A 26,224-nucleotide genomic window follows, 5' to 3' on the forward strand; every position below is an offset into this window, starting at 1 on the left:
ACGAAAGGCACTGACATGAGCCACTTGCTCATTCTGGCGGCCGAGGAGAAGGAAAACCCTCTCATCCCGCCGATCCCCGAGCTTGTCATCGGCCTGCTCGCCTTCGTCATCGTCTTCGGTTTCCTGGCCTGGAAGCTTCTCCCGAACATCAACAAGGTTCTGGAGCAGCGTCGCGAGGCCATCGAGGGCGGTATCGAAAAGGCCGAGGCCGCGCAGACCGAGGCCCAGAGCGTTCTCGAGCAGTACAAGGCTCAGCTCGCCGAGGCCCGTCACGAGGCCGCGCGCCTGCGCCAGGAAGCCACGGAGCAGGGCGCCACGCTCATCGCCGAGATGCGCGCGGAAGGCCAGCGGCAGCGCGAGGAAATCGTCGCCGCCGGTCACACGCAGATCGAGGCCGACCGCAAGGCCGCCGCTCAGGCGCTGCGCCAGGACGTCGGCCACCTGGCCACCGACCTGGCCGGCAAGCTGGTCGGCGAGTCCCTCGAGGACCACGCCCGGCAGAGCCGCGTCATCGACCGTTTCCTCTCCGAGCTTGAGGAGAAGGCCGAGGCGACTCGATGACTGCACACGGAGCGAGCCGCGAGGCAACCGCAGCCGCACGTGAGCGTCTCGACGCGCTGACGGACTCGACGTCCGTGGACGTGGCACAGCTCGCCGACGAGCTGGCCGCGGTCACCGCGCTGCTCCACCGCGAGGTGTCGCTGCGTCGGGTCCTCACCGACCCGGCGCAGTCCGGCGAGGCCAAGGCCGAGCTGGTCCAGCGTCTGATCGGCGCCCAGGTGGGCGGCACCGCCGCCGACCTGGTGTCCGGCATGGTGCGTTCCCGCTGGTCGCAGCCCCGCGACCTGGTGGACGCCCTCGAGGAGCTCACCGCCACCGCCGACCTCACGGCGGCACAGCGGACGGGCGCGCTCGACAACGTCGAGGACGAGCTGTTCCGCTTCGGCCGGATCGTCGCCTCGAGCACCGAGCTGCGCGCCGCGCTGACCGACCGGGCCGCCACCACGGCGGCCAAGAGCGAGCTGCTGCGCAGCCTGCTCGGCGGCCGGGCCGACGTGACGACCGAGCGTCTGGTGACGCGCCTTGTGACCGCGCCTCGCGGACGTAGCCTGGAAGCGGGACTCGAGTCCCTGTCCAGGCTCGCCGCCGAGCGCCGCAACCGCATGGTCGCCGTGGTCACCTCGGCGGTGCCGCTGAGTGACGGACAGAAGCAGCGCCTCGGCGCCGCTCTGGCGAAGCTCTACGGCCGCCCGATGCACCTCAACCTCGACGTGGACCCCGATGTCCTCGGCGGGATCCGGGTGCAGGTCGGCGACGAGGTCATCAACGGTTCCCTCGCGGACCGTCTCGAGGACGCCGCCCGCCGCATGGCGAGCTAGTAATCCCATAAGCAGTACGCAATTACGGCCCATGTTGGGCCGTGCAGAGGATTCACCTCTCATAGGGGGGAGTCCCCATCCCCCCAAGTGAAACTTCGGGCCCAACAAGGAGAGCAGGGAACCCAGATGGCGGAGCTCACGATCCGGCCGGAGGAGATCCGGGACGCGCTGGAGAACTTTGTCCAGTCGTACCAGCCGGACGCGGCCTCGCGCGAGGAGGTCGGTACGGTCACCGTCGCCGGCGACGGTATCGCCAAGATCGAGGGTCTGCCCTCGGCCATGGCCAACGAACTGCTGAAGTTCGAGGACGGCACCCTCGGCCTCGCGCTGAACCTGGAAGAGCGCGAGATCGGCGCGGTCGTCCTCGGCGAGTTCAGCGGCGTTGAAGAGGGCCAGCCGGTGCAGCGCACCGGTGAGGTGCTGTCCGTCGCCGTGGGCGAGGGCTACCTCGGCCGCGTCGTCGACCCGCTCGGCAACCCGATCGACGGCCTCGGCGAGATCGAGACCACCGGCCGCCGCGCCCTCGAGCTGCAGGCCCCGGGCGTCATGGTCCGCAAGTCGGTGCACGAGCCGATGGAGACCGGCTACAAGGCCGTCGACGCGATGACCCCGATCGGCCGTGGCCAGCGTCAGCTGATCATCGGTGACCGTCAGACCGGCAAGACCGCGCTGGCCGTCGACACGATCATCAACCAGCGCGACAACTGGCGCTCGGGCGACACCAAGAAGCAGGTCCGCTGCATCTACGTCGCCATCGGTCAGAAGGGCTCGACCATCGCCTCCGTGCGTGGCGCCCTCGAAGAGGCCGGCGCGCTCGAGTACACGACCATCGTCGCCGCCCCGGCGTCCGACCCGGCCGGCTTCAAGTACCTGGCGCCGTACACCGGTTCGGCCATCGGTCAGCAGTGGATGTACGAGGGCAAGCACGTCCTCATCATCTTCGACGACCTCTCGAAGCAGGCCGACGCCTACCGCGCCGTGTCCCTGCTGCTCCGCCGTCCGCCGGGGCGCGAGGCCTACCCCGGTGACGTCTTCTACCTGCACTCCCGTCTGCTGGAGCGCTGCGCGAAGCTCTCCGACGACCTGGGCGCCGGTTCGATGACGGGTCTGCCGATCGTCGAGACCAAGGCGAACGACGTGTCGGCGTTCATCCCGACCAACGTCATCTCCATCACCGACGGCCAGTGCTTCCTGGAGTCCGACCTGTTCAACGCCGGTCAGCGTCCGGCCCTGAACGTCGGTATCTCGGTCTCCCGTGTCGGTGGCTCCGCCCAGCACAAGGCGATGAAGCAGGTCTCCGGCCGGCTCCGCCTCGACCTCGCCCAGTACCGCGAGCTGGAGGCGTTCGCCGCCTTCGGTTCCGACCTGGACGCCGCGTCGAAGTCGCAGCTGGAGCGCGGTCAGCGTCTGGTCGAGCTGCTCAAGCAGGCTCAGTACCAGCCGATGCCGACCGAGGACCAGGTCGTCTCCGTGTGGGCCGGTACCACCGGCAAGATGGACGACGTACCGGTCGCCGACGTCCGCCGCTTCGAGAAGGAGCTCCTGGAGTACCTGCACCGCAAGGAGCAGGGCCTCATGACCTCCATCAAGGAGGGCGGGAAGATGTCGGACGACACCCTCACCGCCATCGCGGACTCGATCGTGGACTTCAAGAAGCAGTTCGAGACCTCGGACGGGAAGCTTCTCGGCGAGGACGCTCCGGCCGCTGCCAAGTGACGTAAGGAAGGGACCTGACTCATGGGAGCCCAGCTCCGGGTCTACAAGCGTCGCATCCGATCCGTCACCGCGACCAAGAAGATCACCAAGGCGATGGAGATGATCGCCGCCTCGCGCGTCGTCAAGGCGCAGCGCAAGGTGGCGGCCTCCGCGCCGTACGCGACCGAGCTCACCCGCGCGGTCACGGCGGTCGGCACCGGCTCGAACACCAAGCACCCGCTGACGACGGAGGCGGAGACGGCGACCCGTGCCGCGGTGCTGCTCCTCACGAGCGACCGCGGACTGGCCGGCGCCTTCAACTCCAACGCCATCAAGGCGGCGGAGCTGCTGACCGCCCGTCTTGAGGCCGAGGGCAAGGAGGTCGACACGTACATCGTCGGCCGCCGCGGTCTGGCCCACTACAACTTCCGCGAGCGCAAGGTCGCGGAGTCGTGGTCGGGCTTCACCGACGAGCCCACCTACGCGGACGCGAAGAAGGTCGCGGGTCCGCTGATCGAGGCGATCGAGAAGGAGACGGCGGAGGGCGGCGTGGACGAACTCCACATCGTCTACACCGAGTTCGTCTCGATGATGACGCAGTCGGCCATCGACGGCCGCCTGCTGCCGCTTCGCCTCGAAGAGGTGGCGGAGGAAGCGCCCAAGGGCGAGATCCTTCCGCTGTTCGAGTTCGAGCCGTCGGCGGAGGACGTCCTTGACGCCCTGCTGCCGCGCTACGTCGAGAGCCGTATCTACAACGCGCTGCTCCAGTCGGCTGCTTCCAAGCACGCCGCCACGCGCCGCGCGATGAAGTCGGCCACCGACAACGCGGGAGACCTGATCACTACGCTCTCCCGACTTGCCAATGCGGCCCGCCAGGCCGAAATCACCCAGGAAATCAGCGAGATCGTCGGTGGCTCCGCAGCCCTTGCCGACGCGACCGCGGGGAGTGACAAGTAATGACGACGACTTCTGAGACGGCCGTTGCCACGGGCCGCGTCGCCCGGGTCATCGGCCCGGTCGTCGACGTGGAGTTCCCCGTCGACGCGATGCCGGACATCTACAACGCCCTTCACGTCGAGGTGGCCGACCCGGCCAACGCCGGCGAGAAGAAGACGCTGACCCTGGAAGTCGCCCAGCACCTGGGTGACGGCATGGTCCGCACGATCTCCATGCAGCCCACCGACGGTCTGGTCCGCCAGGCCGCGGTCTCCGACACGGGTAACGGCATCACCGTCCCCGTCGGCGACTTCACCAAGGGCAAGGTGTTCAACACCCTCGGTGACGTGCTGAACAGCGAAGAGAAGTACTCGGGCGAGCGCTGGTCCATCCACCGCAAGGCCCCGCGCTTCGACGAGCTCGAGTCGAAGACCGAGATGTTCGAGACCGGCGTCAAGGTCATCGACCTTCTCACCCCGTACGTCAAGGGTGGAAAGATCGGTCTGTTCGGTGGTGCCGGTGTCGGCAAGACGGTGCTCATCCAGGAGATGATCTACCGCGTCGCCAACAACCACGACGGTGTCTCCGTGTTCGCCGGTGTCGGTGAGCGCACCCGTGAGGGCAACGACCTCATCGAGGAGATGTCCGAGTCCGGCGTCATCGACAAGACGGCGCTTGTCTTCGGCCAGATGGACGAGCCCCCGGGCACCCGTCTGCGCGTGGCCCTCGCGGGTCTGACCATGGCGGAGTACTTCCGCGATGTGCAGAAGCAGGACGTGCTGTTCTTCATCGACAACATCTTCCGCTTCACGCAGGCCGGTTCCGAGGTCTCGACCCTGCTCGGCCGTATGCCCTCCGCGGTGGGTTACCAGCCGAACCTGGCCGACGAGATGGGTCTCCTCCAGGAGCGCATCACCTCGACCCGTGGTCACTCGATCACCTCGATGCAGGCGATCTACGTCCCCGCGGACGACCTGACCGACCCGGCCCCGGCCACCACGTTCGCCCACCTCGACGCGACGACGGTTCTCTCCCGTCCGATCTCCGAGAAGGGCATCTACCCGGCCGTGGACCCGCTGGACTCCACGTCCCGCATCCTGGACCCCCGCTACATCGCGGCGGACCACTACGCGGCCGCGATGCGCGTCAAGTCGGTCCTTCAGAAGTACAAGGACCTTCAGGACATCATCGCGATCCTCGGTATCGACGAGCTGGGCGAGGAGGACAAGCTCACCGTCCACCGTGCCCGTCGCGTGGAGCGCTTCCTGTCCCAGAACACCCACGTCGCCAAGCAGTTCACCGGCGTCGACGGGTCGGACGTCCCGCTGGACGAGTCGATCGCGGCCTTCAACGCGATCATCGACGGCGAGTACGACCACTTCCCGGAGCAGGCGTTCTTCCTGTGCGGTGGCATTGAGGACCTCAAGGCCAACGCCAAGGAGCTCGGCGTCTCCTGAACCTCGTGTTCTGAGTGAGGGGGGCGCGGCCGCGCCTCGCGGGGTGCGGTCCGTCCCCCTCCGTACGCCTACTAGACTTTGACCCAACACCCGGCAGCAACGCCGGGTGGTGACCCGAGGAGCCCACCTTGGCTGCTGAGCTGCACGTCGAGCTCGTCGCCGCGGACCGTAGTGTCTGGTCCGGCGAGGCCACCCTGGTCGTCGCGCGTACCACGTCCGGCGACATCGGCGTCATGCCCGGTCACCAGCCGCTGCTCGGTGTGCTGGAGTCGGGCCCGGTGACCATCCGTACGAGTGATGGTGAAACGGTCATCGCCGCGGTGCACGGCGGTTTCATCTCATTCGCTGACAACAAGCTGTCGCTGCTGGCCGAGATCGCCGAGCTGTCGGACGAGATCGATGTCCAGCGTGCGGAGCGGGCGCTCGAGCGCGCGAAGTCGGACGCGGACGCGTCCGCCGAGCGCCGCGCGGACGTCCGCCTGCGTGCGGTGGCGACCCGCTGACCATCGGTGCGACCCCGGGCTTTTAGGCACTGGGGACGCACTGTGTGAAGCTTTGCCTCAGCCGCGGCTGGGACCGGATCACTCCGGCCCTGGCCGCGGCTGAGGCAAATCCGGAAGTTTTTCCTTTTCCGTTACCTAGGAGACGAGGAGGTCGGTGTCGATGGTCCTCGCTCTGACTGTGTGCGGAATCGTAGTGGCGCTCGTGGTGGTGGGGCTGTTCGTCTTCGGCCTCCGCCGCCGGCTGATCCAGCGTTCCGGCGGAACGTTCGACTGCAGTCTGCGCTGGGACGTCCCCGAGAAGGGCGACCTCAGCGGCAAGGGCTGGAGCTACGGGGTCGCCCGCTACAACGGCGACCGCATCGAGTGGTACCGCGTCTTCTCCTACGCCCCCCGCCCGCGCCGCGTCCTGGAACGATCGGCGATCGAGGTGGCGGGCCGCCGTGCCGCGGAGGGCGAGGAGGAGCTCGCGCTGCTTTCCGACGCGATCATCCTCGCCTGTCTCCATCGCGGGACGCGCCTCGAGCTGGCGATGAGCGAGGACGCGCTGACGGGATTCCTCGCCTGGCTGGAGGCGGCTCCGCCCGGGCAAAGGGTGAACGTCGCCTGACCCTGCGGCCGGCCGGCGATGTCGGGTGAGCAGAAAAAGAACGCCGCGGACAGACCCGGAGGTCTGCCCGCGGCGTTCGTGCGGGGTGGGGCGGGTCAGTTCAGGCCGGTGTTGATGGCGCTGACCAGTTCACCGTTGCTGGTGTCGCCGCTGAACTCCCAGAAGAACGCGCCGCCGAGACCCTGGGTCTTGGCCCACGCCATCTTCGTTCCGATGGTGGTCGGGGTGTCGTACGACCACCAGTTGCTGCCGCAGTGGGCGTACGCCGTGCCGGCGATGGTGCCGGTGACGGGGCAGGACGTCTTGAGGACCTTGTAGTCCTCGTTGCCCGGCTCGTACGTTCCCGGCGCGGGACCGGTGGCGGTGCCGCCCGGGGCGTCCTGGGTGACGCCGGTCCAGCCGCGCCCGTAGAAGCCGATGCCGATCAGCAGCTTGCTGGCAGGCACCCCCTTGGACTTGAACTTGGCGATCGCGTCGGCCGTGGTGAACCCGGCCTGCGGGATGCCGCTGTACGAGGTGAGCGGGGAGTGCGGGGCGGTCGGGCCGTCCGCGTCGAAGGCGCCGAAGAAGTCGTACGTCATCACGTTGTACCAGTCGACGTACTGCGCGGCGCCCGCGTAGTCGGCGGCGTCGACCTTTCCGCCCGAGGTGCCGTCGGCCGTGGTGGCGGCGGTGACCAGGTTGCTCGTGCCGAACTTGGCGCGCAGGGCCTGCATGAGGTTCTTGTAGGCCGCGGCACCGCTGGTGTCGCAGGTCAGGCCGCAGGCGTTCGGGTACTCCCAGTCGATGTCGATGCCGTCGAAGACATCGGCCCAGCGCGGGTCCTCGACCAGGTCGTAGCAGGACTGCGCGAAGGCCGCCGGGTTCTTGGCCGCCTCACCGAAGCCGCCGGACCAGGTCCAGCCGCCGAAGGACCACAGCACCTTGATGTTCGGGTACTTGGCCTTCAGCTCACGCAGCTGGTTGAAGTTGCCGCGCAGCGGCTGGTCCCACGTGTCGGCGACGCCGCTGACCGACTGGTCGGCGGTGAAGGCCTTGTCGTAGTCGGCGTAGGAGTCGCCGATCGCGCACTTGCCGCCGGTGACGTTGCCGAAGGCGTAGTTGATGTGCGTGATCTTCGCGGCCGAGCCGGACGTCACCAGGTTCTTGACGTTGTAGTTGCGGCCGTAGATGCCCCACTCGGTGAAGTAGCCGAGCTTGACGGCGTTGCCGGTGGGCGGCGGGTTGGTGCCGCCACCGGTGGTGTGGACCGCGACCGCGCCGCTGACCGGGCCGGTCTGGTCGGCGGTGTCACGGGCCTGGACGGTGTACGAGTAGTCGGTGCCGGCGGTCAGGCCGGTGTCCGTGTACGAGGTCGTCGTCACGGTCGCGACCTTGGCGCCGCCACGCAGGACGTCGTAGTTCTTGACGCCCTTGTCGTCGGTGGCCGCGCTCCAGGAGAGCTTCACCGAGGTGTCGGTGATGGAGGAGGCGCTGGGGGTGCCGGGCGCAGAGGGCGGGTTGTCACCGGGGACGGTGGGGCCGCCGTCACAACTGCCGCCGTTCAGGGTGCAGTTGCTGGGGGAGCCGGAGCCCGCGCCATTGAATCCGAAGGAGACGGAGGCGCCTGCGGCGAGGCTGCCGTTCCAGGACTTGTTCTTGGCGGTCCAGTGGGTGCCGGAGTTGGTGACGTCCGCGTCCCAGGCCGAGGTGACGGAGGTTCCGGAGGGGAAGTCCCACTCGATCGTCCACGAACTGATGGCGGTGGTACCGGTGTTCTTGACGGTCCACTTGCCCTCGAAGCCGGTGCCCCAGTCCTGGGTCTTGGCGTACGTGGCGGTGGCGGTGGTGGCGGCCTGGGCGGGGCCCGCGAGGCCGACCAGGGCGGCGAGGGGGAGGAGCAGGGTGGTGAGCCCCGCCACGGTTCTGTGTCTGGCTCTCTGCCGGAAGCGCATGACGCCTCTCCTCTTTCGTCTGTTGCCTCGGGGGTGCCGCAGGGGGTGGGGGACCGCGACCGTGCTCGGCCCGTGGGGGGCGTGCGCGCGCTCGCGCTCCGGCCGGCGACGCGCTCCCTGGGCTGGGGGTGTCGTGGGCATGTCTAAGCGCAGTGGGGCGAGAATAGAAAGGTCTGGACCACAGGTCAATAGGTCTGGACCAGTGCGTCCAGTTCGGTTCAGATCCCCAACTCCTGTGCGAGGACCGCAGCTTGGACCCGACTGCGCAGTTCCAGCTTGCCCAGCAGTCGGCTGACGTGCGTCTTCACCGTCGCTTCCGCCATCTCGAGCCGCTGCGCGATCTCCGCGTTCGACAGCCCTTCACCCAGACAGGAAAGAACCTCGCGCTCGCGCCGGGTCAGCGCGTCCAGGGCAGCCGGATCGGCGGTCGGCTCCCGTACGGGCTTCGCCGCGAACTCGGCGATCAGCCGGCGTGTGACGGCCGGCGCGATCAGGCCCTCGCCGCGCGCCACCGTCCGAACGGCCTCCAGCAGAGCCCGCGCGTCGGTGTTCTTCAGCAGGAAGCCGGACGCGCCCGCGCGCAGCGCCCCGAAGACGTACTCGTCGAGATCGAAGGTGGTCAGCACGAGGACGTCGGCGAGCCGCTCGGCGACCACCTGCCGGGTGGCGGACACCCCGTCCAGGCGCGGCATCTGCACATCCATCAGGACGAGATCGGGCCGGAGTTCGCGTGCGAGGGCCACCGCCCGCTCCCCGTCCGCCGCCTCACCGACCACCTCGATGTCGGGCGCGCTGCGCAGGATGAGGACGAGTCCGGCGCGTACCGCGGACTGGTCCTCGGCGACGAGGACACGGATCATGCTTCTTCTCCTCGGGTGACGGGTTCTCCCCGGGTGAGGGGCAGAGCGGCGCGGACGGTCCAGGTCCGGCCGGCGGGGGAGTCGCCGGGGCCCGCCTCGAAGGTGCCCCCGAGGAGCGTGGCCCGCTCCCGCATCCCGACGAGACCGGCTCCCGAACCGGGGGCGCGCGGGCCGTCCCGGTCGCCGTAGGGACTGGTGATCCGCACGGTCAGCGCGTCGTCCGCCCGGATGAGCGCGACGGTCACCCGGCCCGGTGCGGCGTGCTTGAGGGCGTTGGTCAGGGACTCCTGGACGATCCGGTACGCGGCGAGCTCGACCGGCGCCGGCAGCCGCTCCCCGTGCGCCGCCTCCAGCGTCACGTCGAGCCCGTTGGTACGGGCGCCCGCGAGCAGCGCTTCGAGACCGTCGAGCGTGGGCGCCGCCGCGGGCTCCCGGTCGCCGCTGTCGTCGCGCAGGATGCCGATCAGCCGCCGCATCTCGGCGAGGCCCTCGACGCTGTTCTCCCGGATGACGGCGAGGGCGTCCTGCGAGGTCCTCGGGTCGTCGAGCGAGAGCGCGGCCGTGGAGTGGATGGCGATCGCCGAGAGATGGTTGGCGACCATGTCGTGCAACTCCCGTGCCATCCGGGCGCGTTCGGCCGTGACGGCCTGGGTCCGGTCGATCTCGGCGAGCAGGGCGGTCTGTTCGGCGCGCAGCCGCTCGGCGTCGGCGGTGTCACGGTGGTTGCGGACGATCCAGCCGGTGGCGGCGGGGGTGAACGTCACCAGGCCGGTGAACGCTCCGATCAGCAGTCCCTCGGCTCTGTGCCAGGCGGCGACCGGCCACACCGTGGCGATCACCGTGACCAGCCCGGTGATCCGCGGGATGCGCCGGGCCGAACCGGGCGATCCGTACAGCACGGCCGCGTACACCAGGTCCGTGAACATCACGACGGTGGCGAGGTTGCCCCGCGTCAGCAGGTCCCCGACCAGGGCCAGGGTGCCGGTCAGCAGGGCGGTGCGCGGGCGGGAACGGCGTAACAGCTCGCAGCCGGACATCACGGCCAGCGGGACGAGCACCGCCCAGCCCTGGTCGACACGCGCGAGCGCGTCGTCCGCGGTGCGGCTGTACAGGCCGACGCCCCACAGACAGAGTCCGCCGAGCAGCCCGCCCACCGCGATGCGGACGTCGTCGCGGTGCGGGCGGGGGAGTCGCGGGGCCATGCACCCATCCAACACGGCGGTCGGCGCCCCGGCCTCCCCGTCACGGGTGACCTGCCACTGCATCGAAAGTCGCAGTCGGGCCTCGTCATCGCCGACGACGTAACGGGCGGCCGTGCCCGCGAGCCTGGAGCGGTGAGCGAGAGGAGCGAACCGTGGTCGTCGGACTGATCATCGCCTGCGAGGTGGGCTTCTGGGTGCTGCTGGCGGCGGGCCTCGCCGTCCGCTACCTGCTGAACCGGCGCCGTACCGGTGCGGCGCTGCTGCTGTGCGAGCCCGTCCTCGAACTGGTCCTCTTCGCGGTGACGGCGGTCGATCTCAGGAACGGCGCCGAACCGGGCTGGGAACACGGCCTGGCCGCGCTGTACATCGGCTTCACCGTCTCCTACGGCCCCTACACGGTCCGCCGGCTCGACGGGTACGCCGCCCACCGCCTCGCGGGCGGCCCGCGCCCGCCGGGGCCGCCCCGCCACGGCATGGCCCGCGCCGCCCATGAAGGCCGGCTCTGGCTGCGCACGGTGTTCGCGGCCGCCGTCGCCTGCGCCCTGCTGGAGGGCGCCGTCCGGTACGTCGGCGACGGCGCCACGGAGTCGCTGCGCGGCTTCCAGTGGACGGCCCTGCGCGCGGCCGCGATCCACGGGGTGATCGCCCTGACGTATCTGCTGTGGCCCAAGAGAGCACCGGCGGGCGAGCGGGAGCCGGTGCGGCGCGTCACGAAGGGCTGAGGACGGGGGACGCACGCGCCACGTGCGTCCCCCGTCCTGTGCCGGCTAGCGCTCCCCGCCCGGGACCCACAGCACGTCGCCCACGTCCTTGTTCGCCGTGCGCGCCAGGATGAACAGAAGGTCGGAGAGCCGGTTGAGGTAGGTGGCGGTGAGCGGGTTCATCGCCTCTCCGTGGACCTCCAGCGCCGCCCAGGTGGAGCGCTCGGCGCGGCGTACGACCGTGCACGCCTGGTGGAGGAGGGCCGCGCCGGTGGTGCCGCCGGGCAGGATGAAGGAGCGGAGCTTCTCCAGCCGCTCGTTGAAGAGGTCGCAGTCCGCCTCGAGCTTGTCGATGTAGAACTGCTCCACGCGCAGTGGCGGGTACTTCGGGTCCTCGACCACCGGCGTCGACAGGTCCGCACCCACGTCGAACAGGTCGTTCTGGACGCGGGTGAGGACCTGGACGACCTCCGCCTCCAGGCCGCCCAGCGCGATCGCCGTACCGATCACCGCGTTCGCCTCGTTGGCGTCGGCGTAGGCCGAGATCCGCAGATCGGTCTTGGCGACCCTGCTCATGTCACCGAGGGCGGTGGTGCCCTGGTCGCCGGTCCGGGTGTAGATGCGCGTCAGATTGACCATGGGGTCAGCCTAGTTAGGCCCCGGCCCTCCGGAAGACCCGTGTGCCCACTGTCACGGCGAGCGCGGCGAGGGAGAGGGCCACCAGCACGCCGTACAGCATGTGCGCGGTGGCGTACGAGCCGACGTAGGCGTCCCGCACCGCGTCCACCAGATAGCGGAACGGCATCAGGTGCGAGAGGACGTCCAGCCAGCCGGGGGCCAGGGTCATCGGCAGCATCAGGCCGGACAGCAGCATGGACGGCATGGTCAGCGCGTTGACGGCGGGTCCGAACTCCTGGGGCGTACGGACCTTCAGGGCGAGGGCGTAGGAGAGCGAGGCGAGCGAGAGGGTCAGCAGGGCGACGAACGCGAAGCCGATCAGGACGCCGGCGAGCGGCGCGCGCAGGCCCATCACCAGCGCCGCCAGGACGAGCAGCACCGCCTGGAGGACGAACACGGCGGCGTCCCGCAGCACACGGCCGAGCAGCAGCGCGAGGCGGCTCACGGGGGTGACCCGCATCCGCTCCACGATGCCCAGGTTCTTCTCGATGATGATCGTGAAGCCCGCGAACGCGGCTCCGAACAGGCCGAGTTGGAGCAGCAGCCCGGGGACCAGGACCTGCCAGGACGTGCCCCGGGCGCCGAGCGGCAGCTCGGTCAGGAGCGGGCCGAAGAAGAGCAGATGGAGCAGCGGCATCAGGACGCCGAAGAGCATCGCGAAGCGGGAACGCAGGGTCTGCCGGGCGTAGCGCCCGAAGATCAGCGCGGTGTCGTGGAGAAGCATCGGTCGCTACGTCCTATACGGCTACGGGGGCGGAGCCGGCCGGCTCGGGGCCGCGGCCGGTGATGGTGAGGAACGTGTCCTGGAGGCTCGCGTCGAGGGAGCCGCCGTGGGCCAGCTTCAGCGCGGCGGGCGTCCCGTCGGCGACGACCACGCCCCGGTCGACGATCACCAGCCGGTCGGCGAGCGCGTCCGCCTCGTCGAGGTAGTGGGTGGTCAGGAAGACGGTGGTGCCGAACGTGTCGCGCAGCCGGCGGACGAGGTCCCAGAGGTCGGCACGGCTGCCGGGGTCGAGGCCGGTCGTCGGTTCGTCGAGGAAGAGCACCGGGGGACGGTGGGTGAGGCCGAGCGCGATGTCGAGGCGCCGCCGCTGTCCCCCGGAGAGCGCGGCTGTTCGCCGGTCGAGCAGCTCGGTGAGGCCGAGCTCGTGCGCCAGCTCCTCGGCCCGCTCCACCGCCCGCGGTCTCGGCAGGCGGTAGAGCCGTCCCTGGGTGACGAGTTCCTCCCGCACCGTCACGTGCGGGTCGACGCCGCCCGACTGGGCCACGTAGCCGCAGGCCCGGCGTACTCCGGCCGGATCGGTGACCAGGTCGCAGCCCGCGACGGTGGCCGCGCCGCCGGTGGGCGCGAGCAGGGTGGTGAGCATTCGGAGCGTGGTGGTCTTGCCCGCGCCGTTCGGGCCGAGGAAGCCGAGGATCTCGCCGGGGCGCACCGTGAGGTCGATGCCGCGCACCGCCTCCACCGGGCCGCGCTTGGTCCGGAAGGTGCGGGCCAGACCGGCCGTACTGATGATTGGCATGCCGCCAAGAAAAACAGAGTCCCTGTAATTTTGCAATGACTCCAAGATTTCAGGCTGTCCAGCGAAAGCTACGATGCGGACATGGCTGAGGGACTCAGGGAACGGAAGAAGCGGCAGACCAGGCAGTACATCTCCGATGTCGCCACGGGACTGTTCCTGGAGCGGGGCTTCGACGCGGTGACGGTCGCGGAGGTCGCGGACGCCGCGAACGTCTCCGTGAACACCGTCTACAACTACTTCCCGGCCAAGGAGGACCTCTTCCTCGACCGCTCCATGGGTGTCGTCGACCGACTGGCCCGCTGGGTGCGCGGCCGGCCGAAGGGCGAGTCGGCCGCCGCCGCCGTCCTGCGCGAACTGCGCGAGGAGGTCGAGGCGGTTTCGCCCCGACTCGGCCTGATGGTGGGTTATGCCCGCTTCATGCAGGTCATCCACGAGGCTCCCGCGCTCCGTTCGCGGCTGTGGGCGATCGGGCAGGAGATTCTGGTCAACCTGGAGGAGGCGCTGCGCGAGGAGACGGGCGCGCCGCCCGAGGACTCGCTGCCGGGCCTCGTCGCCGGCCAGATCAACTGGGTGCACCAGACCGTGATGTCGGCCATCGGCCGCGAGATGATGGCCGGTCGAAAACCGGACGAAGTGTCACGAGAGATCCTCGTGCTCCTCGACGACATGGAGGACCTGTTGAGCCGGAAGGTCCTCAACTACGCCGTACGGGCGGTCGAATGACCGGCGTCGGTGTGACGTCCGTCAGATGAGACGTGACGCGCATTACTTACCGGTCACACAGGCCCTCACGGGCGCTAGGGTCCGCCGAAAGAGCCAACTCGAGCAGTGGATTAAGGGGAGTCGGAGTGGCACGGAAGCTTGCCGTCATCGGAGCCGGACTCATGGGGTCCGGCATTGCCCAGGTCTCCGCACAGGCGGGCTGGGACGTCGTCCTGCGCGATGTCACCGACGAGGCACTGAACCGTGGCCTCGACGGCATCAAGGCCTCGTACGACAAGTTCGTGAGCAAGGGCAAGCTGGAAGCCGCGGACGCGGAGGCGGCACTCGCGCGCATCACGGCGACCACCGATCTGGACGCGGCCGCCGACACGGACATCGTCGTCGAGGCGGTCTTCGAGAAGCTCGAGGTCAAGCACGAGATCTTCCAGGCCCTCGACAAGATCGTCCGTCCGGACACCGTGCTCGCCTCCAACACCTCCGCGATCCCGATCACCAAGATCGCGGCGGCCACCGAGCGCCCGGAGCGGGTCGTCGGCGTGCACTTCTTCTCGCCGGTGCCGATGATGCAGCTCGTCGAGCTGGTCCGCGGTTACAAGACGAGCGACGAAACGCTCGCCACCGCGCGGGAGTTCAGCGAGTCCGTCGGCAAGACCTGCATCGTCGTGAACCGTGACGTCGCCGGTTTCGTGACCACCCGTCTCATCTCGGCCCTCGTCGTCGAGGCGACGAAGCTGTACGAGTCGGGCGTCGCCACCGCCGAGGACATCGACCTCGCCTGCCGGCTGGGCTTCGGCCACGCCATGGGTCCCCTGGCCACCGCCGACCTCACGGGCGTCGACATCCTGCTGCACGCCACCGGCAACATCTACACCGAGACCCAGGACGAGAAGTTCGCGCCGCCGGAGCTGATGCGCCGGATGGTTGACGCCGGTGACATCGGGCGCAAGAGCGGGCAGGGCTTCTACAAGCACTGAATGATCACGCGGCGACCGGAAACCGGTCGCCGCATCCGTCACGGAAGCCGCACGCGCCTCTCGGGTGTCACCCCATGAGGTGAATTCGGTATCGGTTCGCTTACAGACGGCAACCTCTGCGGCCCTCAGGCAGTCAGACCATGCACAACATGCAGACGCGAAGACGCGGAAACAGACACACGCGGAGTTACGAGACGCATTCTCGGGGAGCGCATATGTACATCAGGGGCGACCACGCCGAGCTGGTCGTCGGGGGCCGCCTCGACGTACGCAGCGCGGCGGACGCCCGTACGGTCCTGCACTCGGCCGTCGACGACGGAGCCGGCGACCTGGTGCTGGACCTGTCCGAGCTGGACTCCTGGGACGCCACCGGCCTCGGTGTCATCATGGGAGCCCACCGACGCGCCGGGCGGTGCGGCCGACGGCTCGTGCTGCGCGGCGTACCACCACAGATGCAGCGCCTGCTGGTGGCCACCCGGCTGCACCGGATCCTGGCGATCGAGGGTGGTATCGGGGTCGAGTCCCTGCCCCGTGTGTGATCCGAGCGCGCGCCCCGCTCGCTCCGCGTGTGCGACCGCGTACGCGCCCTGACCGGCGTACGAAGCGCACCACGTGCACAATCCTCACGAAGCTGTGACGGTTCGGACGGCGCGGTACCCCGCCTGTTCGGAGATACTGTGCGAAGGTTTAGGGTTCGGCTGCCCGCCGACCGAAACCCTACGAGCGGGCACCGGACCAGAAGCGACAGAGCGGTGTGCAGCAAGGCCGGGAGGGCATCGGCACACGACGCTTTTGGGGGGCTTGGAACATGGACCCGAACAACCGGGATTCCGAAGAGTACGGTCGTGACGACGACGGCCAGGCGCCTCGCCCGCGCCCGCCGCGCGACCCACTGGCCGCCGACCTGAGCCAGCACAAGCCCGTGCTCGCCCGCACGGTCCAGCTCGTCACAGGCGACTTCCTGCTCACGGTCAACCCCGTCGACGGCAGCGAGATAGAGAACTGCCCGCCGCACGAGCGACCGCAGCCGCCGGTCAGGCACGCCGCCGCCGAACGCGCCGAACTGGCCCGCGCGGCCCGGCCGCCCGTTCCGGCCGGCCCGGCACAGCCCCGGCTGCCGCTCCTGGAACGCCAGGAGGACCGCGAGCGGCTCGTACGCCTCCTCGCGCGCGGGCGCTCGGTGCGGCTCACCGGCCCGTCCGGCTCCGGCCGGACCGTCCTGCTCGACGCCGTCGCCGACGACTGCGCGGACCTCGCCCCCGACGGCGTGATCCGTCTCTCCGGCTACCGGCGCACGGCGAGCGACCTGCTGCACGACCTCTTCACCGCCGTCTACGAAGCCCCGCTGTACCGCCCGGACCACGACGAACTGCTCCGGCTCGTCCACGAGATCGGCGCGGTCGTCGTCCTCGACGACGCGGAGATCGGCGGCAGCGCGCTCGACGAGCTCCTCGACGCCACCCCCGAGTGCGCCTTCGTGATCGCCGCCACCCCCGACATCCCGGCCCCGTCCGCCGACGCGGGCCTCGAAGAGGTCGTCCTCGGCGGCCTCGACCGCAGCGGCGGTCTCGAACTGCTGGAGCGCGCCGTCGGGCGCGTCCTGACCGAGGACGAGTCGAACTGGGCGGGCGACCTCTGGTTCGAGTCCGAGGGACTGCCCCTGCGCTTCATGCAGGCCGGAGCGCTGCTGCGGCAGCGCGACCGGCTACAGGCCGGCGAGGAGGCCTTCGACGAGTACGGCGTCTTCCAGGAGGTCCCGGTCGACGCGCCCTTCGAGGCCGGCGACGGCCACGACGTGCCGCTGCCGTCCCTCGCCGAAGGTGCCGCGCCCGCCGCGCTGCTCGCCTCCCGGCTGAGCGACTCGGCGCGCGCCACCCTGCGCTTCGCCGTCGCGCTCGGCGGCGAGGTGCCCCACCAGGCCCACCTGCCCGCGCTCGTGGGCGACACCCACGCCGACGCCGCGCTCGCCGAACTGGCGGGCTGCGCGCTGGTCTCCCCGGTCGGCTCCCGCTACCGGCTCGCCGCCGGAGTGCAGGCCCAGCTGGAGGCGTCCGGGTACGCGGACACCCTCCAGGACCAGGCGCTGGCCGCCGCCCGGCACTACACCTGGTGGGCCGGGCACCCCTCGGTCACCCCGGAGCGGGTCTGCGCCGAGGCCGACGCGCTGCTCGCCGCCCTGAACGTGCTCGTCCCGGTCACCACCGCCCCGCTGGACGAGCAGGACGAGACCGTCACCGTCCAGCTGGCCCGCACGGCCGCGCCCGCCTTCGCCGCGGGACAGCACTGGAGCGCCTGGGAGCGCGCCCTGCGCTTCGGCGCCGAGGCCTCCCGGCTGTCCGGCGAGGTCGGTGAACAGGCCTACTTCCACCACGAGTTGGGGATCCTCGCGCTCTGCGGCGGCCAGCTGGACCGGTCCCGCACCGATCTGGAGGCCTCCATCGCCCTGCGGGGCGCCCTCGCCGACAAGCGCGGCACCACCGCCGGCCGCCGCGCCCTCGCGCTGGTCGCCGACCGCTCCGGAACCCTGCACATCGTCGGCGGGCGCACCCCGGCGGGCGAAGAGGTGCCCGACGCGCGCCACGAGGAGTCGATGTCGCCGCCCGGCGGTGTACCGGCCGCCTTCCCCCGGACCGACCCGTCCGGCGACGGTGTGACGGTGCTCGCCGCCGGTCCCGGCACCCCCGGGACGAAGCGGCAGGGGGTCGCGGGCCGACTCGTCACCGGCACCCGGCGCAATCTGGTGGCCGCGGGCGCCGGTGCGCTCCTGGTCGCCGTCCTGGGCACCGTGGTGACCCTCGGCGCGACCTCGGACCACAGCAACGACACCCCGTCCGAGAAGGTCGGTGTCAACCCGTCGGCCACCCAGGGCAGCCAGGACGACAGCCTGGGCGCGGACAAGGCGAAGAAGGGCGACGACTCCGCCACCGGCGCCGTGGCCACGCCCACCGATCCGGGGCCCGACGGCTCGTACGGGACCTCGGACGATCCGACGCCCCCGGCCGGCCAGGAGCCGTCCGCCGGCCCGAGCGGGACGCACACGTCGGGCAAGCCCTCGAAGTCGCCGTCCAAGTCCCCCTCGAAGTCGCCGACGACCAAGCCGTCGTCGTCCCCCACGAGGTCGCCGAGCGGTTCGCCGTCCTCGTCCCCCACGAAGTCGCCGTCGGGTTCGCCGTCCACGTCTCCGTCGGCCAGCACCTCGACGAGTCCGTCCACCTCGGACTCCGCGAGCGGCCCCGTGCCGAGCAGCGCGTCGGCGAGTGGGCCGGAGAACAGCGGGCCGGCGAGCGGCGGCATCGTCACGTCGCCGGACGGCGCGCTGATCTGACCGCCCGGGCGGTGAGCCGACCGTACGAGACGGGAGAGGGCCGGGTCCGGTGACGGACCCGGCCCTCTCCCGCGCCGGTCGTACATGGCGCCGGAGCGGGCCCGGCGGCCGTCGTGCGGGCCGCGGAGCCCGCGGACCCTCGTGGTGGGGTCAGAACAACCGGAGCTTGTCGTCCTCGATGCCGCGCAGGGCGTCGTAGTCCAGGACCGCGCAGCCGATGCCGCGGTCGGTGGCGAGCACGCGGGCCTGCGGCTTGATCTCCTGGGCGGCGAAGATGCCGCGGACCGGCGCGAGGTGCGGGTCGCGGTTCAACAGCTCCAGGTAGCGCGTGAGTTGCTCCACGCCGTCGATCTCGCCGCGTCGCTTGATCTCCACGGCGACGGTCCGGCCCTCGGCGTCCCGGCACAGGATGTCGACCGGACCGATGGCCGTCATGTACTCACGGCGGATGAGGGAGTAGCCCTCGCCGAGCGTCTCGATGCGGTCGGCGAGCAGTTCCTGAAGGTGTGCTTCCACGCCGTCCTTGATCAGGCCGGGGTCCACACCGAGTTCGTGCGAGGAGTCGTGGAGGATCTCCTCCATCGTGATGATGAGCTTCTCGCCCGCCTTGTTGATGACGGTCCAGGTGCCTTCCTCGTCGCCGGCCCCCTCCTTCAGCGTGCAGGGCGGCGACATCCAGTTGAGGGGCTTGTAGGCCCGGTCGTCCGCGTGGATCGAGACGCTTCCGTCCGCCTTCACGAGGATGAGGCGAGGGGCCGACGGGAGATGGGCGGTGAGCCGGCCCGCGTAGTCCACGGAACAGCGGGCAATGACGAGACGCATGGTCGGCAACGCTACTCGACCGGCGGTGGTGCACGCGATTCTCCCGCCCGACCCGGTGGCCCCACCCGACGGAGAAGCAATGGTTCGCCCCTTTTGTGCTCTCGTCTCCCATCGTGACGCGCGACCGGTGTTTTCGCGGGTCACCCCATTGATCCTGAAGGTTCCCTGTTCGGTCGTGGCTGATTGTCGGCCTACTAGGCGTTCGCTATGTGCGCATTCTCCTGGTGCCGTTACCTGGCGATGCTTACCGTATGAACGGGAGGTCGCGATGCGTGTACTCAGCGTGTTCGATATCGCGAATTCCCCATCCCTGTCCGGCAACCCCCGAGGTATGGGGGTGCGAGAGGAGAACCCATGTCGCTCGACGTCTCACCGGCCCTACTCCAACAGGCCGAGCGAGGCGAGGTCGATGAAGCTGAATTCGTCGACTGCGTCCGGACCTCCCTGCCCTACGCATGGGAGATGATCAGCTCCCTGGTGGCCCAGCTGAAGGTGGACGGCGGCAACTTCGCCGACAACCAGACGCCCCCGCCGGACGAGCAGGCACGTGGCCAGCTGCTGCGTGCGCTCGCGAGTGACGCGATACGCGGCGCGCTGCAGCGGCACTTCGGAGTGCGGCTGGCCTTCCAGAACTGCCACCGGGTGGCGGTGTTCCCGCTGGACGACTCGGTGGACGACACGCTGGCACGCTTCACCTCGGTTCGCAGTCAGCTGCTGAACCAGTCCCCGGAATTCAGGGACTGCTGACGCACTGATGCCGCATTGCTTGCCGCTCCGTACGCGGGAGGTGCATTGGTACTGGGGCGGCAAGCTCCCCGCGTGTCCGGCCCGCTGGGCCGGACTTCGCGCCCTCACCCGAGGTGGGGCAGCACCTCGGCCCCGAGCCGTCGTACGTTCTCCTCGGTCGCCGCCAGGTCGCCCGATCCCTCGACGAGCAGGGCGAAACGCGAGATGCCGGTCCGCTCCGAGGTCGCCGCGAGCCGGTCCGCGCACAGCCGCGGCGTGCCCACCGGGTGCAGCCCGCAGAGCAGTTCGGTGTACGCCACCGGGTCCCGCATCGAGCGGGGGCGGCCGTCGACCGTCACATGGGCGTCCAGGCCCTGCTTCAGCCAGCCCGGCATCGCCTTGACGAGCGTCTCGACGGCGTCGGTGCGGCGGTCCGCGATCTGGCAGACACCGGCGGAGACATGGGAGGCCGCGAGGATCTCGTCCGTCGGGCGGCCCGCCGCGCGCGCGTGCTGCCGCCACAGCGCGACCATTTCGGCCTTCTCCTCGTCCCCGACGTGCATGCCGAGGAGCATCGGCAGCCCGCGCTCGGCGGCGAGCCGAACACTCGCCGGTGAGGTGCACGCGACGACGACCTCGGGACCCGGAGCGCCGCTCAGCGACTCCGAGGGGCGCGGGACGACGGGGACCTCACGGAACGAGAACCGCTCGGAGGTGCCGGCGACGGACGGCTCGCGCAGCCATTGCATCAGCAGATCGAGCGATTCCGGGAACCCTTGTTCGTATGCGGCGAGGCCCGCGCCGAAGACCTCCAGATCGACCCAGGGGCCGCCGCGTCCGACGCCCAGCGAGAACCGTCCGCCGGACATCATGTGCAGCAGTGCGGCTTGCTCGCCGAGCGCCACGGGGTGCACGGTGGGCAGCACGCTGACCGCCGTGCCGACGCGGATCCGGCTGGTGCGGCCGAGCAGATACGCGGCGAGTGTGACGGCCGACGGGCATGTCCCGTACGGAACGAAGTGGTGCTCGGCCAGCCAGACGGTGTCGAGCCCGGCCTCCTCGGCGGCCTCGGCCGACCGCGCCGCGCGGTGCAGGGCCTCCCCCTGGCCCTGTCCAGGGAACTGGGCGGCCAGTACAAAGCTTCCAACGTGCATCGAACTTCCTGCTTCCTCGGCTCCGACAAGGAGCTCCCCCGCCCGGCATAACCGCGTGACACGTGCCGAAGACACGGCCTTGCGGAGAGATTTGCGGATTGTCTGGGAATTGGGCTGTCCGATGGGGGATCTGGGCGGGCCGGCGGAGTACGCGTACCCCTGTGCGCGCCGCGTAGGCTGGACGTGAACCCTGCTCCCTGTATAGCTCCGTGAGGTGTCCCTTGTCCCCGCGTCGCAACCGTCCGAAGGACGCCGGATCGTCCGGCAGGAGCGGCGGGGAGGACCCGTCGGACCGTTACGGCGGCTGGCAGTCCACGGAGAGCTGGCAGGGCGAGGAGTGGAGCGTGCGCCATGTGGCGGGCGCGAGCGCGCAGGGCAAGACCTACCGCTGCCCCGGCTGCGACCAGTTGATCCCGTCAGGGGTTCCGCATGTGGTGGCCTGGCCGGAGCACTCGGGCGTCGACGAGCGGCGCCACTGGCACAAGGCCTGCTGGAACGCGAAGGACCGCCGCACCTCGCGGGTGCAGCGGTCCCGTAACGCGCCCAGGTTCTAGGCGACTTCGGACGGTCCGGCCTCAGGCCGTCCGGACGTGGTCGTCACACGTCCCGGCGCTCCAGGAGCACGAAGGCGCCGACGACCGCCGCCGCCGTCACTCCGGCGAGCAGGCCGAGCTGCGCGCTGCCGTTGCCGCTCTCCGTGTCCAGCCGGAAGACGTGGGCGAGGGCGTTGGGGGCGTTGTACTCCTGCATCTTCTCGCCGATCGTCCGCAGGCTCTCGGACATCATCAGGAACGCGGGCATGATCGCGGGCACCAGCACGACGCCGAGCATCGTGGTGATCGCGCCCGCCGAGTGACGCAGCATCGAGCCCACCGCGAGGGCGAGCACGCCGAGCAGGGAGACGTACAGCGCGCCCATCACGACGGTGCCGCCCCAGGCGACCTGGGAGGCGTCGTCGGAGGCGTCGCTGTGCATCCCCTCGGTGAACAGGCCGACGAGCCCGATCGCGAACGCCGAGACGCTGAACGCCACCGCGAAGAAGATGACCAGCTTGGCGGTGAGCACCCGGTGCCGCTGCGGCGAGGCCGTGAACGTCGTCCGGATCATGCCCGTGCCGTACTCGGAGGAGACCACCAGCACGCCCAGCGTGATCAGGCAGATCTGCCCGAGCATCAGGCCGAAGAACGCCGGGATCGTGTACGGGACGTCGCCGAAGTCCTCGTTCGTGGTCTGCACGGCGACCAGGAAGCCGATGCCGACCACCAGGAGCAGGAAGATCCCGAGCGTCCACAGCGTGGAGCGCACCGACTTGATCTTCGTCCACTCGGAGTGGAGCGCGTGCCCGAGGTGGGTGCGGGTGACGGGGATCGGCGAGGTGTACGAAGCTCCGGGCGGCGCCTGCCAGTCGGGGGCAGCGGCGGCCTGCTGCGGCATCGGGGGCTGGGGCGTGCTCATCGGGCGTCCTCGGGCTTGGTCAGGTCGGCGGCGGGCGCGGGGGCCGGGGCGGGAGCGGCGGCGGTGGGCGCCGGGGGGCCCGCGGGGGCCTGGGGGGCCGCGTGGGCGTACGGGTTGACGTCCGCGCCGGGGGCGACCGGAGCGCCGTACGGGCCCGGCAGGGCCGCGCCAGGGGCCGCGGGAGCGCCGTACGGGCCGGCCTGCGGCTGGCCCTGCGGCATGGCGAAGGGCTGCCCGCCCTGCTGGGGCGGCGGCGGCGCGTACCAGCCCGGCTGGCCCTGGCCCGCCACCGGCATCTGCGGCGGGGGCATGGCGCCCGGCGGCAGCTGCTGCTGGAGCCCGGCCTTCTGGTCGATGGTCGAGCGGTAGTCGACGGCGCCCTGCGTCATCCGCATGTACGCCTCCTCCAGCGAGGCCTGGTGCGGCGACAGCTCCCACAGGCGGACGTCGGCGGAGTGCGCGAGGTCGCTGATGCGGGAGAGCGGCAGCCCGGTGATGCGCAGCGCGCCGTCCTGCTCGGGCAGCACCTGTCCGCCCGCCTCGGTCAGCGCGGCGGTCAGCTTCTCGCGCTGCTGCGGCTCGGTGTCCGGCGTGCGCACCCGGGCGAAGTCGGCCGAGTTGTGCGAGATGAATTCCTTGATGCTCTGGTCGGCGAGCAGCTGGCCGCGGCCGATCACGATGAGGTGGTCGGCGGTCAGCGCCATCTCGCTCATCAGGTGCGAGGAGACGAAGACCGTACGGCCCTCCGCCGCGAGGGACTTCATCAGGTTGCGCACCCAGAGGATGCCCTCGGGGTCGAGGCCGTTGACCGGTTCGTCGAAGAGCAGTACCTGGGGGTCGCCGAGGAGCGCGGCGGCGATGCCGAGGCGCTGGCCCATGCCGAGGGAGAAGCCCTTGGAGCGCTTTTTGGCCACGTCCTGGAGGCCCACGACGCCGAGCACCTCGTCCACGCGGCGGGCCGGGATGCCCGACAGCTGGGCCAGGCACAGCAGGTGGTTGCGGGCGTGCCGGCCACCGTGCACGGCCTTGGCGTCGAGGAGTGCGCCGACCTGGCGGGGAGCGTTCTGCAGCTTGCGGTACGGGTGGCCGCCGATCGTCACCCGCCCGGCGGTGGGGTTGTCGAGGCCGAGGATCATGCGCATCGTCGTCGACTTGCCCGAGCCGTTGGGCCCGAGGAAACCGGTGACGGCACCCGGCCGCACCTGGAAGGAAAGGTTGTACACGGCTGTCTTGGCGCCGTAGCGCTTCGTCAGGCCGACTGCCTCGATCATTCTCCGCACCCATCGAAAGGTTCAGGACGTCGGGGCGCACGCCCCCGTAAGGGTTAGGAGGATAACCGGGCGCTGACGGTTCCACTCAAGAGAGAGTAAAACCGCGCCCGGCAGGCCGGGGAAAGATCCAGTAAGGGGCGGGATTTCGTACGCGTGTCCTGTCAGGTACTCGTCGTTCCTGGTCAGGCCGGAAAGGGAATGGGCGCCCACCTGATCACCGGGGAATGCTCAGGGCGGGTGCGGCAGGGAATCGTCGAGCGGCGGCAGGTCGTCGTACAGGCGCAGTTCGGCCGACTCGTCGACGTACGGCAGGAAGTCGGTCTGCGGCAGCACCCAGCCCTCCTGGCCGAAGATCAGCGTGCCCTTCTCGCGCAGCGACCGGTCGGCCCCGGCCTCGCGCACCCAGGACGCGGGGTCGGGTCCGAGCAGCTCGCGCAGCCGTGCGGAGGCGGCGAGCAGGGAGGCGAGCAGCTCGGACTGGTCGCCTCCGCCCTGGCGGGGCCGCCCGGTCTCCGGCTCCGCGAGCACGCCGTGCGCGCTGAAGTAGATGTACGCGCCGCCGAGCCGTTCCCCGGAGGGCATCGTCATCGTGAACTCGTCGCCGGGGAGTATCGCCCGCCGGTAGTCCGGGAACTCGGTGTCGTCGACGGCCTTGAGCTGGGTCGAGTCCAGCCAGGTCACCACGAGCGTCGTCTCGGCGGTCCGGTCCACGTACGGCGTCCCGGCCACGTAGCCCGCCGGACTGATGTGCCCCGAGCAGCCCACGGCGATCCCGCCCACCCGCACCGGAATCATCGGCACCGTCGCCGGGATGCCGAGCCGGGTCAGCTTGTGGGCGACCTGCCCGGGGGAGGCGTTCGAGCCGACGGCGATGACCGGGTGGCGCCGCCCGGTGCCGACCTGGCCCAGGTCGGCGAGGGCTTCGTCGAGTCGCTGCTGTTCCTGGCGCTCCTCCACGTACCACTCGCCGAGCCGCAGCGGCCGGACGTCGAGCTGGAGCAGCTCACCGCCGGTCAGCAGGGACGGCTCGGTGGTCGGCCGGCCGGGATAGGTGAGGGGCTTCTTCGCGGGCACGTCGTCCAGGCCCAGCGCCTCGAGGCTTCGGTCCTTCGTCGTCACGGTGACGCCCTTCGGGGGTGGTCGCGCGAATACGGGCACAGCCTTTCACGCGAGTTGTACCCGGGGCGGGTCCCGGTCTCCCCCGGCCGAGCCGGGTTGGCCCTGACCGACACCGGGAATCATGCTCTCCCCATTGTACGAGTGGGGCGAAGTCGGCTACGGGGGAAGCAAGTTGAGCTCGATGTGGCGCGGGGCAGGGCGGGGTGGAGGACCCGGACGGGGACGGGCGCATCCGCGCTATCGCACGTCCGTACGCTGGTGGATGGCGGGACGCACCGTCCACGCGCTGCTCCTGATGGCGCTGGGCGCGCTGGCCGGACTCTCGGTGGTCGTGGCGGCGGCGTGGACGCTGACGGAGCACTCGCCGCGTTCGATGGCGGAGCGGTTCTCGAACGAGGAGCGGCTCTTCGACCTCAGCCTGACCGTGCTGCGGGCCTGTGTCGGCACGGACAATCTCGAACCCGAACCGGACAGCACCGCTCACCAACTGCTGGCCACGCTCGCCTCCGTCACCGGCTCGCTGGTACCCGCGGTGCTGCTCGGCATCGTCCTGATCAAGATGTTCGCGCTGCGGCCCTTCGTCTGGCGGCGGCGGGCCAGCATCTCGCACGCCTGGACCGCCGACTTCCCGGGCTACTCGCGGCAGCACGCGGACAGCGACGACGCCATCATCGCCGTCCGGTTCTACAACCGCTTCGACAATCTGTCCGTCGTCGACCTGCGGGCCCGCGCGCATCTGCGCTACCTGGAGCGCTCCCCGCACGACGGCAGCCTCGTCATCTACAAGCAGTGGCTGAGGGTCCTGGACGCGAAGGGCGAGCCGGCCGAGGAGCGGAGCTGGCTCGCGGTCGAGCGCGGTGCGCCCTTCACGGTGTGGATACCGGTCGAGGCGCCGGTGACCGGCCTGCCGTTCCGCAGGATCCAGGGCAAGGACCTGTCCGGCTCGCACGGCGTGAAGCTGCTCGTCCGGCTGACCGCCCGGACCGTCGGGCTCGGCACCGAGGTCGCCGACGAGCGCTGGTTCGACCTGGAGGCCGGGGACTTCGAGCTCGGCCGTTTCGTGCCGCTCCAGCCGGACCTCGACCAGGACGTGTGGCGCTGGGACGGCTGGTCCGACTTCGACGGTCTCATCCCTCCCCGGCCGAACGGCGACGAGCCCGGCCGGCCGGCCCGGCCCTGACGC

General features: G+C 70.4%; 26 protein-coding genes. 15 read left to right on the forward strand and 11 right to left on the reverse strand.

Annotated features, from left to right (window positions below; translation table 11 throughout):
* The first annotated feature begins 15 nt into the window (after positions 1-15).
* The 7 genes from OG788_RS30390 to OG788_RS30420 all read left to right on the forward strand — a co-directional run bounded on the left by OG788_RS30390 (position 16) and on the right by OG788_RS30420 (position 6,577).
* Complete coding sequence (locus OG788_RS30390) at positions 16-561, forward strand: F0F1 ATP synthase subunit B (RefSeq protein WP_351543471.1); 546 nt, start codon at positions 16-18, stop codon at positions 559-561.
* Positions 558-1,379, forward strand: coding sequence for a F0F1 ATP synthase subunit delta (locus OG788_RS30395; protein ID WP_351543474.1), 822 nt, complete (start codon positions 558-560; stop codon positions 1,377-1,379). The genes OG788_RS30390 and OG788_RS30395 overlap by 4 nt, the downstream gene beginning before the upstream one ends.
* Before the next feature lie 126 nt (positions 1,380-1,505).
* Positions 1,506-3,095, forward strand: a complete 1,590-nt coding sequence (gene atpA, locus OG788_RS30400) for a F0F1 ATP synthase subunit alpha (RefSeq protein ID WP_351543477.1) — start codon at positions 1,506-1,508, stop codon at positions 3,093-3,095.
* 21 nt (positions 3,096-3,116) lie between these two features.
* Positions 3,117-4,031: a F0F1 ATP synthase subunit gamma gene (locus OG788_RS30405; RefSeq protein ID WP_351543480.1), complete on the forward strand. Its 915-nt coding sequence runs from the start codon at positions 3,117-3,119 to the stop codon at positions 4,029-4,031.
* On the forward strand, positions 4,031-5,467 hold the full coding sequence (gene atpD / locus OG788_RS30410) for a F0F1 ATP synthase subunit beta (protein WP_351543483.1): 1,437 nt from the start codon (positions 4,031-4,033) through the stop codon (positions 5,465-5,467). The genes OG788_RS30405 and atpD overlap by 1 nt, the downstream gene beginning before the upstream one ends.
* A 128-nt stretch (positions 5,468-5,595) precedes the next feature.
* Positions 5,596-5,970: a F0F1 ATP synthase subunit epsilon gene (locus OG788_RS30415; RefSeq protein WP_266762837.1), complete on the forward strand. Its 375-nt coding sequence runs from the start codon at positions 5,596-5,598 to the stop codon at positions 5,968-5,970.
* Between the two features lie 160 nt (positions 5,971-6,130).
* Positions 6,131-6,577 carry a DUF2550 domain-containing protein gene (locus OG788_RS30420; RefSeq protein WP_356751431.1) on the forward strand — a complete coding sequence of 149 codons (447 nt, stop codon included), beginning with the start codon at positions 6,131-6,133 and terminating at the stop codon, positions 6,575-6,577.
* 95 nt (positions 6,578-6,672) lie between these two features.
* On the opposite strand, the gene OG788_RS30425 is transcribed toward OG788_RS30420, so the two are convergent.
* The 3 genes from OG788_RS30425 to OG788_RS30435 form a co-directional block, all read right to left on the reverse strand.
* Positions 6,673-8,511, reverse strand: coding sequence for a glycosyl hydrolase family 18 protein (locus OG788_RS30425; RefSeq protein WP_406374517.1), 1,839 nt, complete (start codon positions 8,509-8,511; stop codon positions 6,673-6,675).
* A 218-nt stretch (positions 8,512-8,729) separates the two neighbouring features.
* A complete protein-coding gene (locus tag OG788_RS30430; RefSeq protein ID WP_356751435.1) occupies positions 8,730-9,371 on the reverse strand; it encodes a response regulator transcription factor in 642 nt (213 codons plus the stop codon).
* Positions 9,368-10,573 carry a sensor histidine kinase gene (locus OG788_RS30435; RefSeq protein ID WP_406374518.1) on the reverse strand — a complete coding sequence of 402 codons (1,206 nt, stop codon included), beginning with the start codon at positions 10,571-10,573 and terminating at the stop codon, positions 9,368-9,370. Before OG788_RS30435 ends, OG788_RS30430 begins: the two co-directional genes overlap by 4 nt.
* 152 nt (positions 10,574-10,725) lie before the next feature.
* Here OG788_RS30435 and OG788_RS30440 point away from each other — a divergent pair, with 152 nt between their 5' ends.
* Positions 10,726-11,295 carry a hypothetical protein gene (locus OG788_RS30440; RefSeq protein ID WP_406374519.1) on the forward strand — a complete coding sequence of 190 codons (570 nt, stop codon included), beginning with the start codon at positions 10,726-10,728 and terminating at the stop codon, positions 11,293-11,295.
* Between the two features lie 45 nt (positions 11,296-11,340).
* Here the strand turns inward: OG788_RS30440 and OG788_RS30445 are convergent, their stop codons facing one another.
* Genes OG788_RS30445 through OG788_RS30455 form a run of 3 tightly spaced genes read right to left on the reverse strand, consistent with a single transcriptional unit; the run spans position 11,341 to position 13,472 of the window.
* Positions 11,341-11,913, reverse strand: coding sequence for a cob(I)yrinic acid a,c-diamide adenosyltransferase (locus OG788_RS30445; RefSeq protein WP_356751441.1), 573 nt, complete (start codon positions 11,911-11,913; stop codon positions 11,341-11,343).
* Positions 11,914-11,926: 13 nt separating this feature from the next.
* On the reverse strand, positions 11,927-12,676 hold the full coding sequence (locus OG788_RS30450; protein ID WP_406374520.1) for an ABC transporter permease: 750 nt from the start codon (positions 12,674-12,676) through the stop codon (positions 11,927-11,929).
* Between the two features lie 13 nt (positions 12,677-12,689).
* Complete coding sequence (locus OG788_RS30455; protein WP_406374521.1) at positions 12,690-13,472, reverse strand: ABC transporter ATP-binding protein; 783 nt, start codon at positions 13,470-13,472, stop codon at positions 12,690-12,692.
* Between the two features lie 81 nt (positions 13,473-13,553).
* On the opposite strand from OG788_RS30455, the gene OG788_RS30460 reads away from it, so the two are divergent.
* From OG788_RS30460 to OG788_RS30475, 4 genes are all read left to right on the forward strand, one after another.
* Positions 13,554-14,195 (forward strand): TetR/AcrR family transcriptional regulator, encoded by a 642-nt coding sequence (locus tag OG788_RS30460; protein WP_406374522.1) that lies wholly within the window; start codon positions 13,554-13,556, stop codon positions 14,193-14,195.
* A 125-nt stretch (positions 14,196-14,320) separates the two neighbouring features.
* Entirely contained in the window at positions 14,321-15,169 is an 849-nt protein-coding gene (locus OG788_RS30465; protein WP_351543511.1) for a 3-hydroxyacyl-CoA dehydrogenase family protein, read from the forward strand.
* A 215-nt stretch (positions 15,170-15,384) separates the two neighbouring features.
* A complete protein-coding gene (locus OG788_RS30470; protein ID WP_261707178.1) occupies positions 15,385-15,708 on the forward strand; it encodes an STAS domain-containing protein in 324 nt (107 codons plus the stop codon).
* Between the two features lie 269 nt (positions 15,709-15,977).
* Entirely contained in the window at positions 15,978-18,494 is a 2,517-nt protein-coding gene (locus tag OG788_RS30475) for an ATP-binding protein (protein WP_406374523.1), read from the forward strand.
* Between the two features lie 150 nt (positions 18,495-18,644).
* Here the strand turns inward: OG788_RS30475 and nucS are convergent, their stop codons facing one another.
* Positions 18,645-19,316, reverse strand: a complete 672-nt coding sequence (nucS, locus tag OG788_RS30480; RefSeq protein ID WP_266762850.1) for an endonuclease NucS — start codon at positions 19,314-19,316, stop codon at positions 18,645-18,647.
* A gap of 354 nt (positions 19,317-19,670) precedes the next feature.
* Here nucS and OG788_RS30485 point away from each other — a divergent pair, with 354 nt between their 5' ends.
* Positions 19,671-20,063, forward strand: coding sequence for an SCO5389 family protein (locus OG788_RS30485; RefSeq protein ID WP_266762851.1), 393 nt, complete (start codon positions 19,671-19,673; stop codon positions 20,061-20,063).
* 104 nt (positions 20,064-20,167) lie between these two features.
* Here the strand turns inward: OG788_RS30485 and OG788_RS30490 are convergent, their stop codons facing one another.
* A complete protein-coding gene (locus tag OG788_RS30490; protein WP_406374524.1) occupies positions 20,168-21,196 on the reverse strand; it encodes an LLM class flavin-dependent oxidoreductase in 1,029 nt (342 codons plus the stop codon).
* A 221-nt stretch (positions 21,197-21,417) separates the two neighbouring features.
* Between OG788_RS30490 and OG788_RS30495 the strand changes: the two genes are divergently transcribed.
* Positions 21,418-21,750 carry an ATP/GTP-binding protein gene (locus OG788_RS30495; RefSeq protein WP_266762853.1) on the forward strand — a complete coding sequence of 111 codons (333 nt, stop codon included), beginning with the start codon at positions 21,418-21,420 and terminating at the stop codon, positions 21,748-21,750.
* A 43-nt stretch (positions 21,751-21,793) separates the two neighbouring features.
* On the opposite strand, the gene OG788_RS30500 is transcribed toward OG788_RS30495, so the two are convergent.
* From OG788_RS30500 to OG788_RS30510, 3 genes are all read right to left on the reverse strand, one after another.
* A complete protein-coding gene (locus OG788_RS30500; protein WP_406374525.1) occupies positions 21,794-22,651 on the reverse strand; it encodes an ABC transporter permease in 858 nt (285 codons plus the stop codon).
* Entirely contained in the window at positions 22,648-23,922 is a 1,275-nt protein-coding gene (locus OG788_RS30505) for an ABC transporter ATP-binding protein (RefSeq protein ID WP_406374526.1), read from the reverse strand. The genes OG788_RS30500 and OG788_RS30505 overlap by 4 nt, the downstream gene beginning before the upstream one ends.
* A 228-nt stretch (positions 23,923-24,150) precedes the next feature.
* Positions 24,151-25,041, reverse strand: a complete 891-nt coding sequence (locus tag OG788_RS30510; protein ID WP_406374527.1) for a hypothetical protein — start codon at positions 25,039-25,041, stop codon at positions 24,151-24,153.
* A 262-nt stretch (positions 25,042-25,303) separates the two neighbouring features.
* Here OG788_RS30510 and OG788_RS30515 point away from each other — a divergent pair, with 262 nt between their 5' ends.
* The gene (locus OG788_RS30515; RefSeq protein ID WP_351543532.1) at positions 25,304-26,221 is read left to right on the forward strand and encodes a hypothetical protein; all 918 of its coding nucleotides are present in this window, start codon (positions 25,304-25,306) and stop codon (positions 26,219-26,221) included.
* Positions 26,222-26,224: the final 3 nt, after the last annotated feature.

This window comes from Streptomyces sp. NBC_00647 (assembly GCF_045207245.1).
GTDB lineage: Bacteria > Actinomycetota > Actinomycetes > Streptomycetales > Streptomycetaceae > Streptomyces.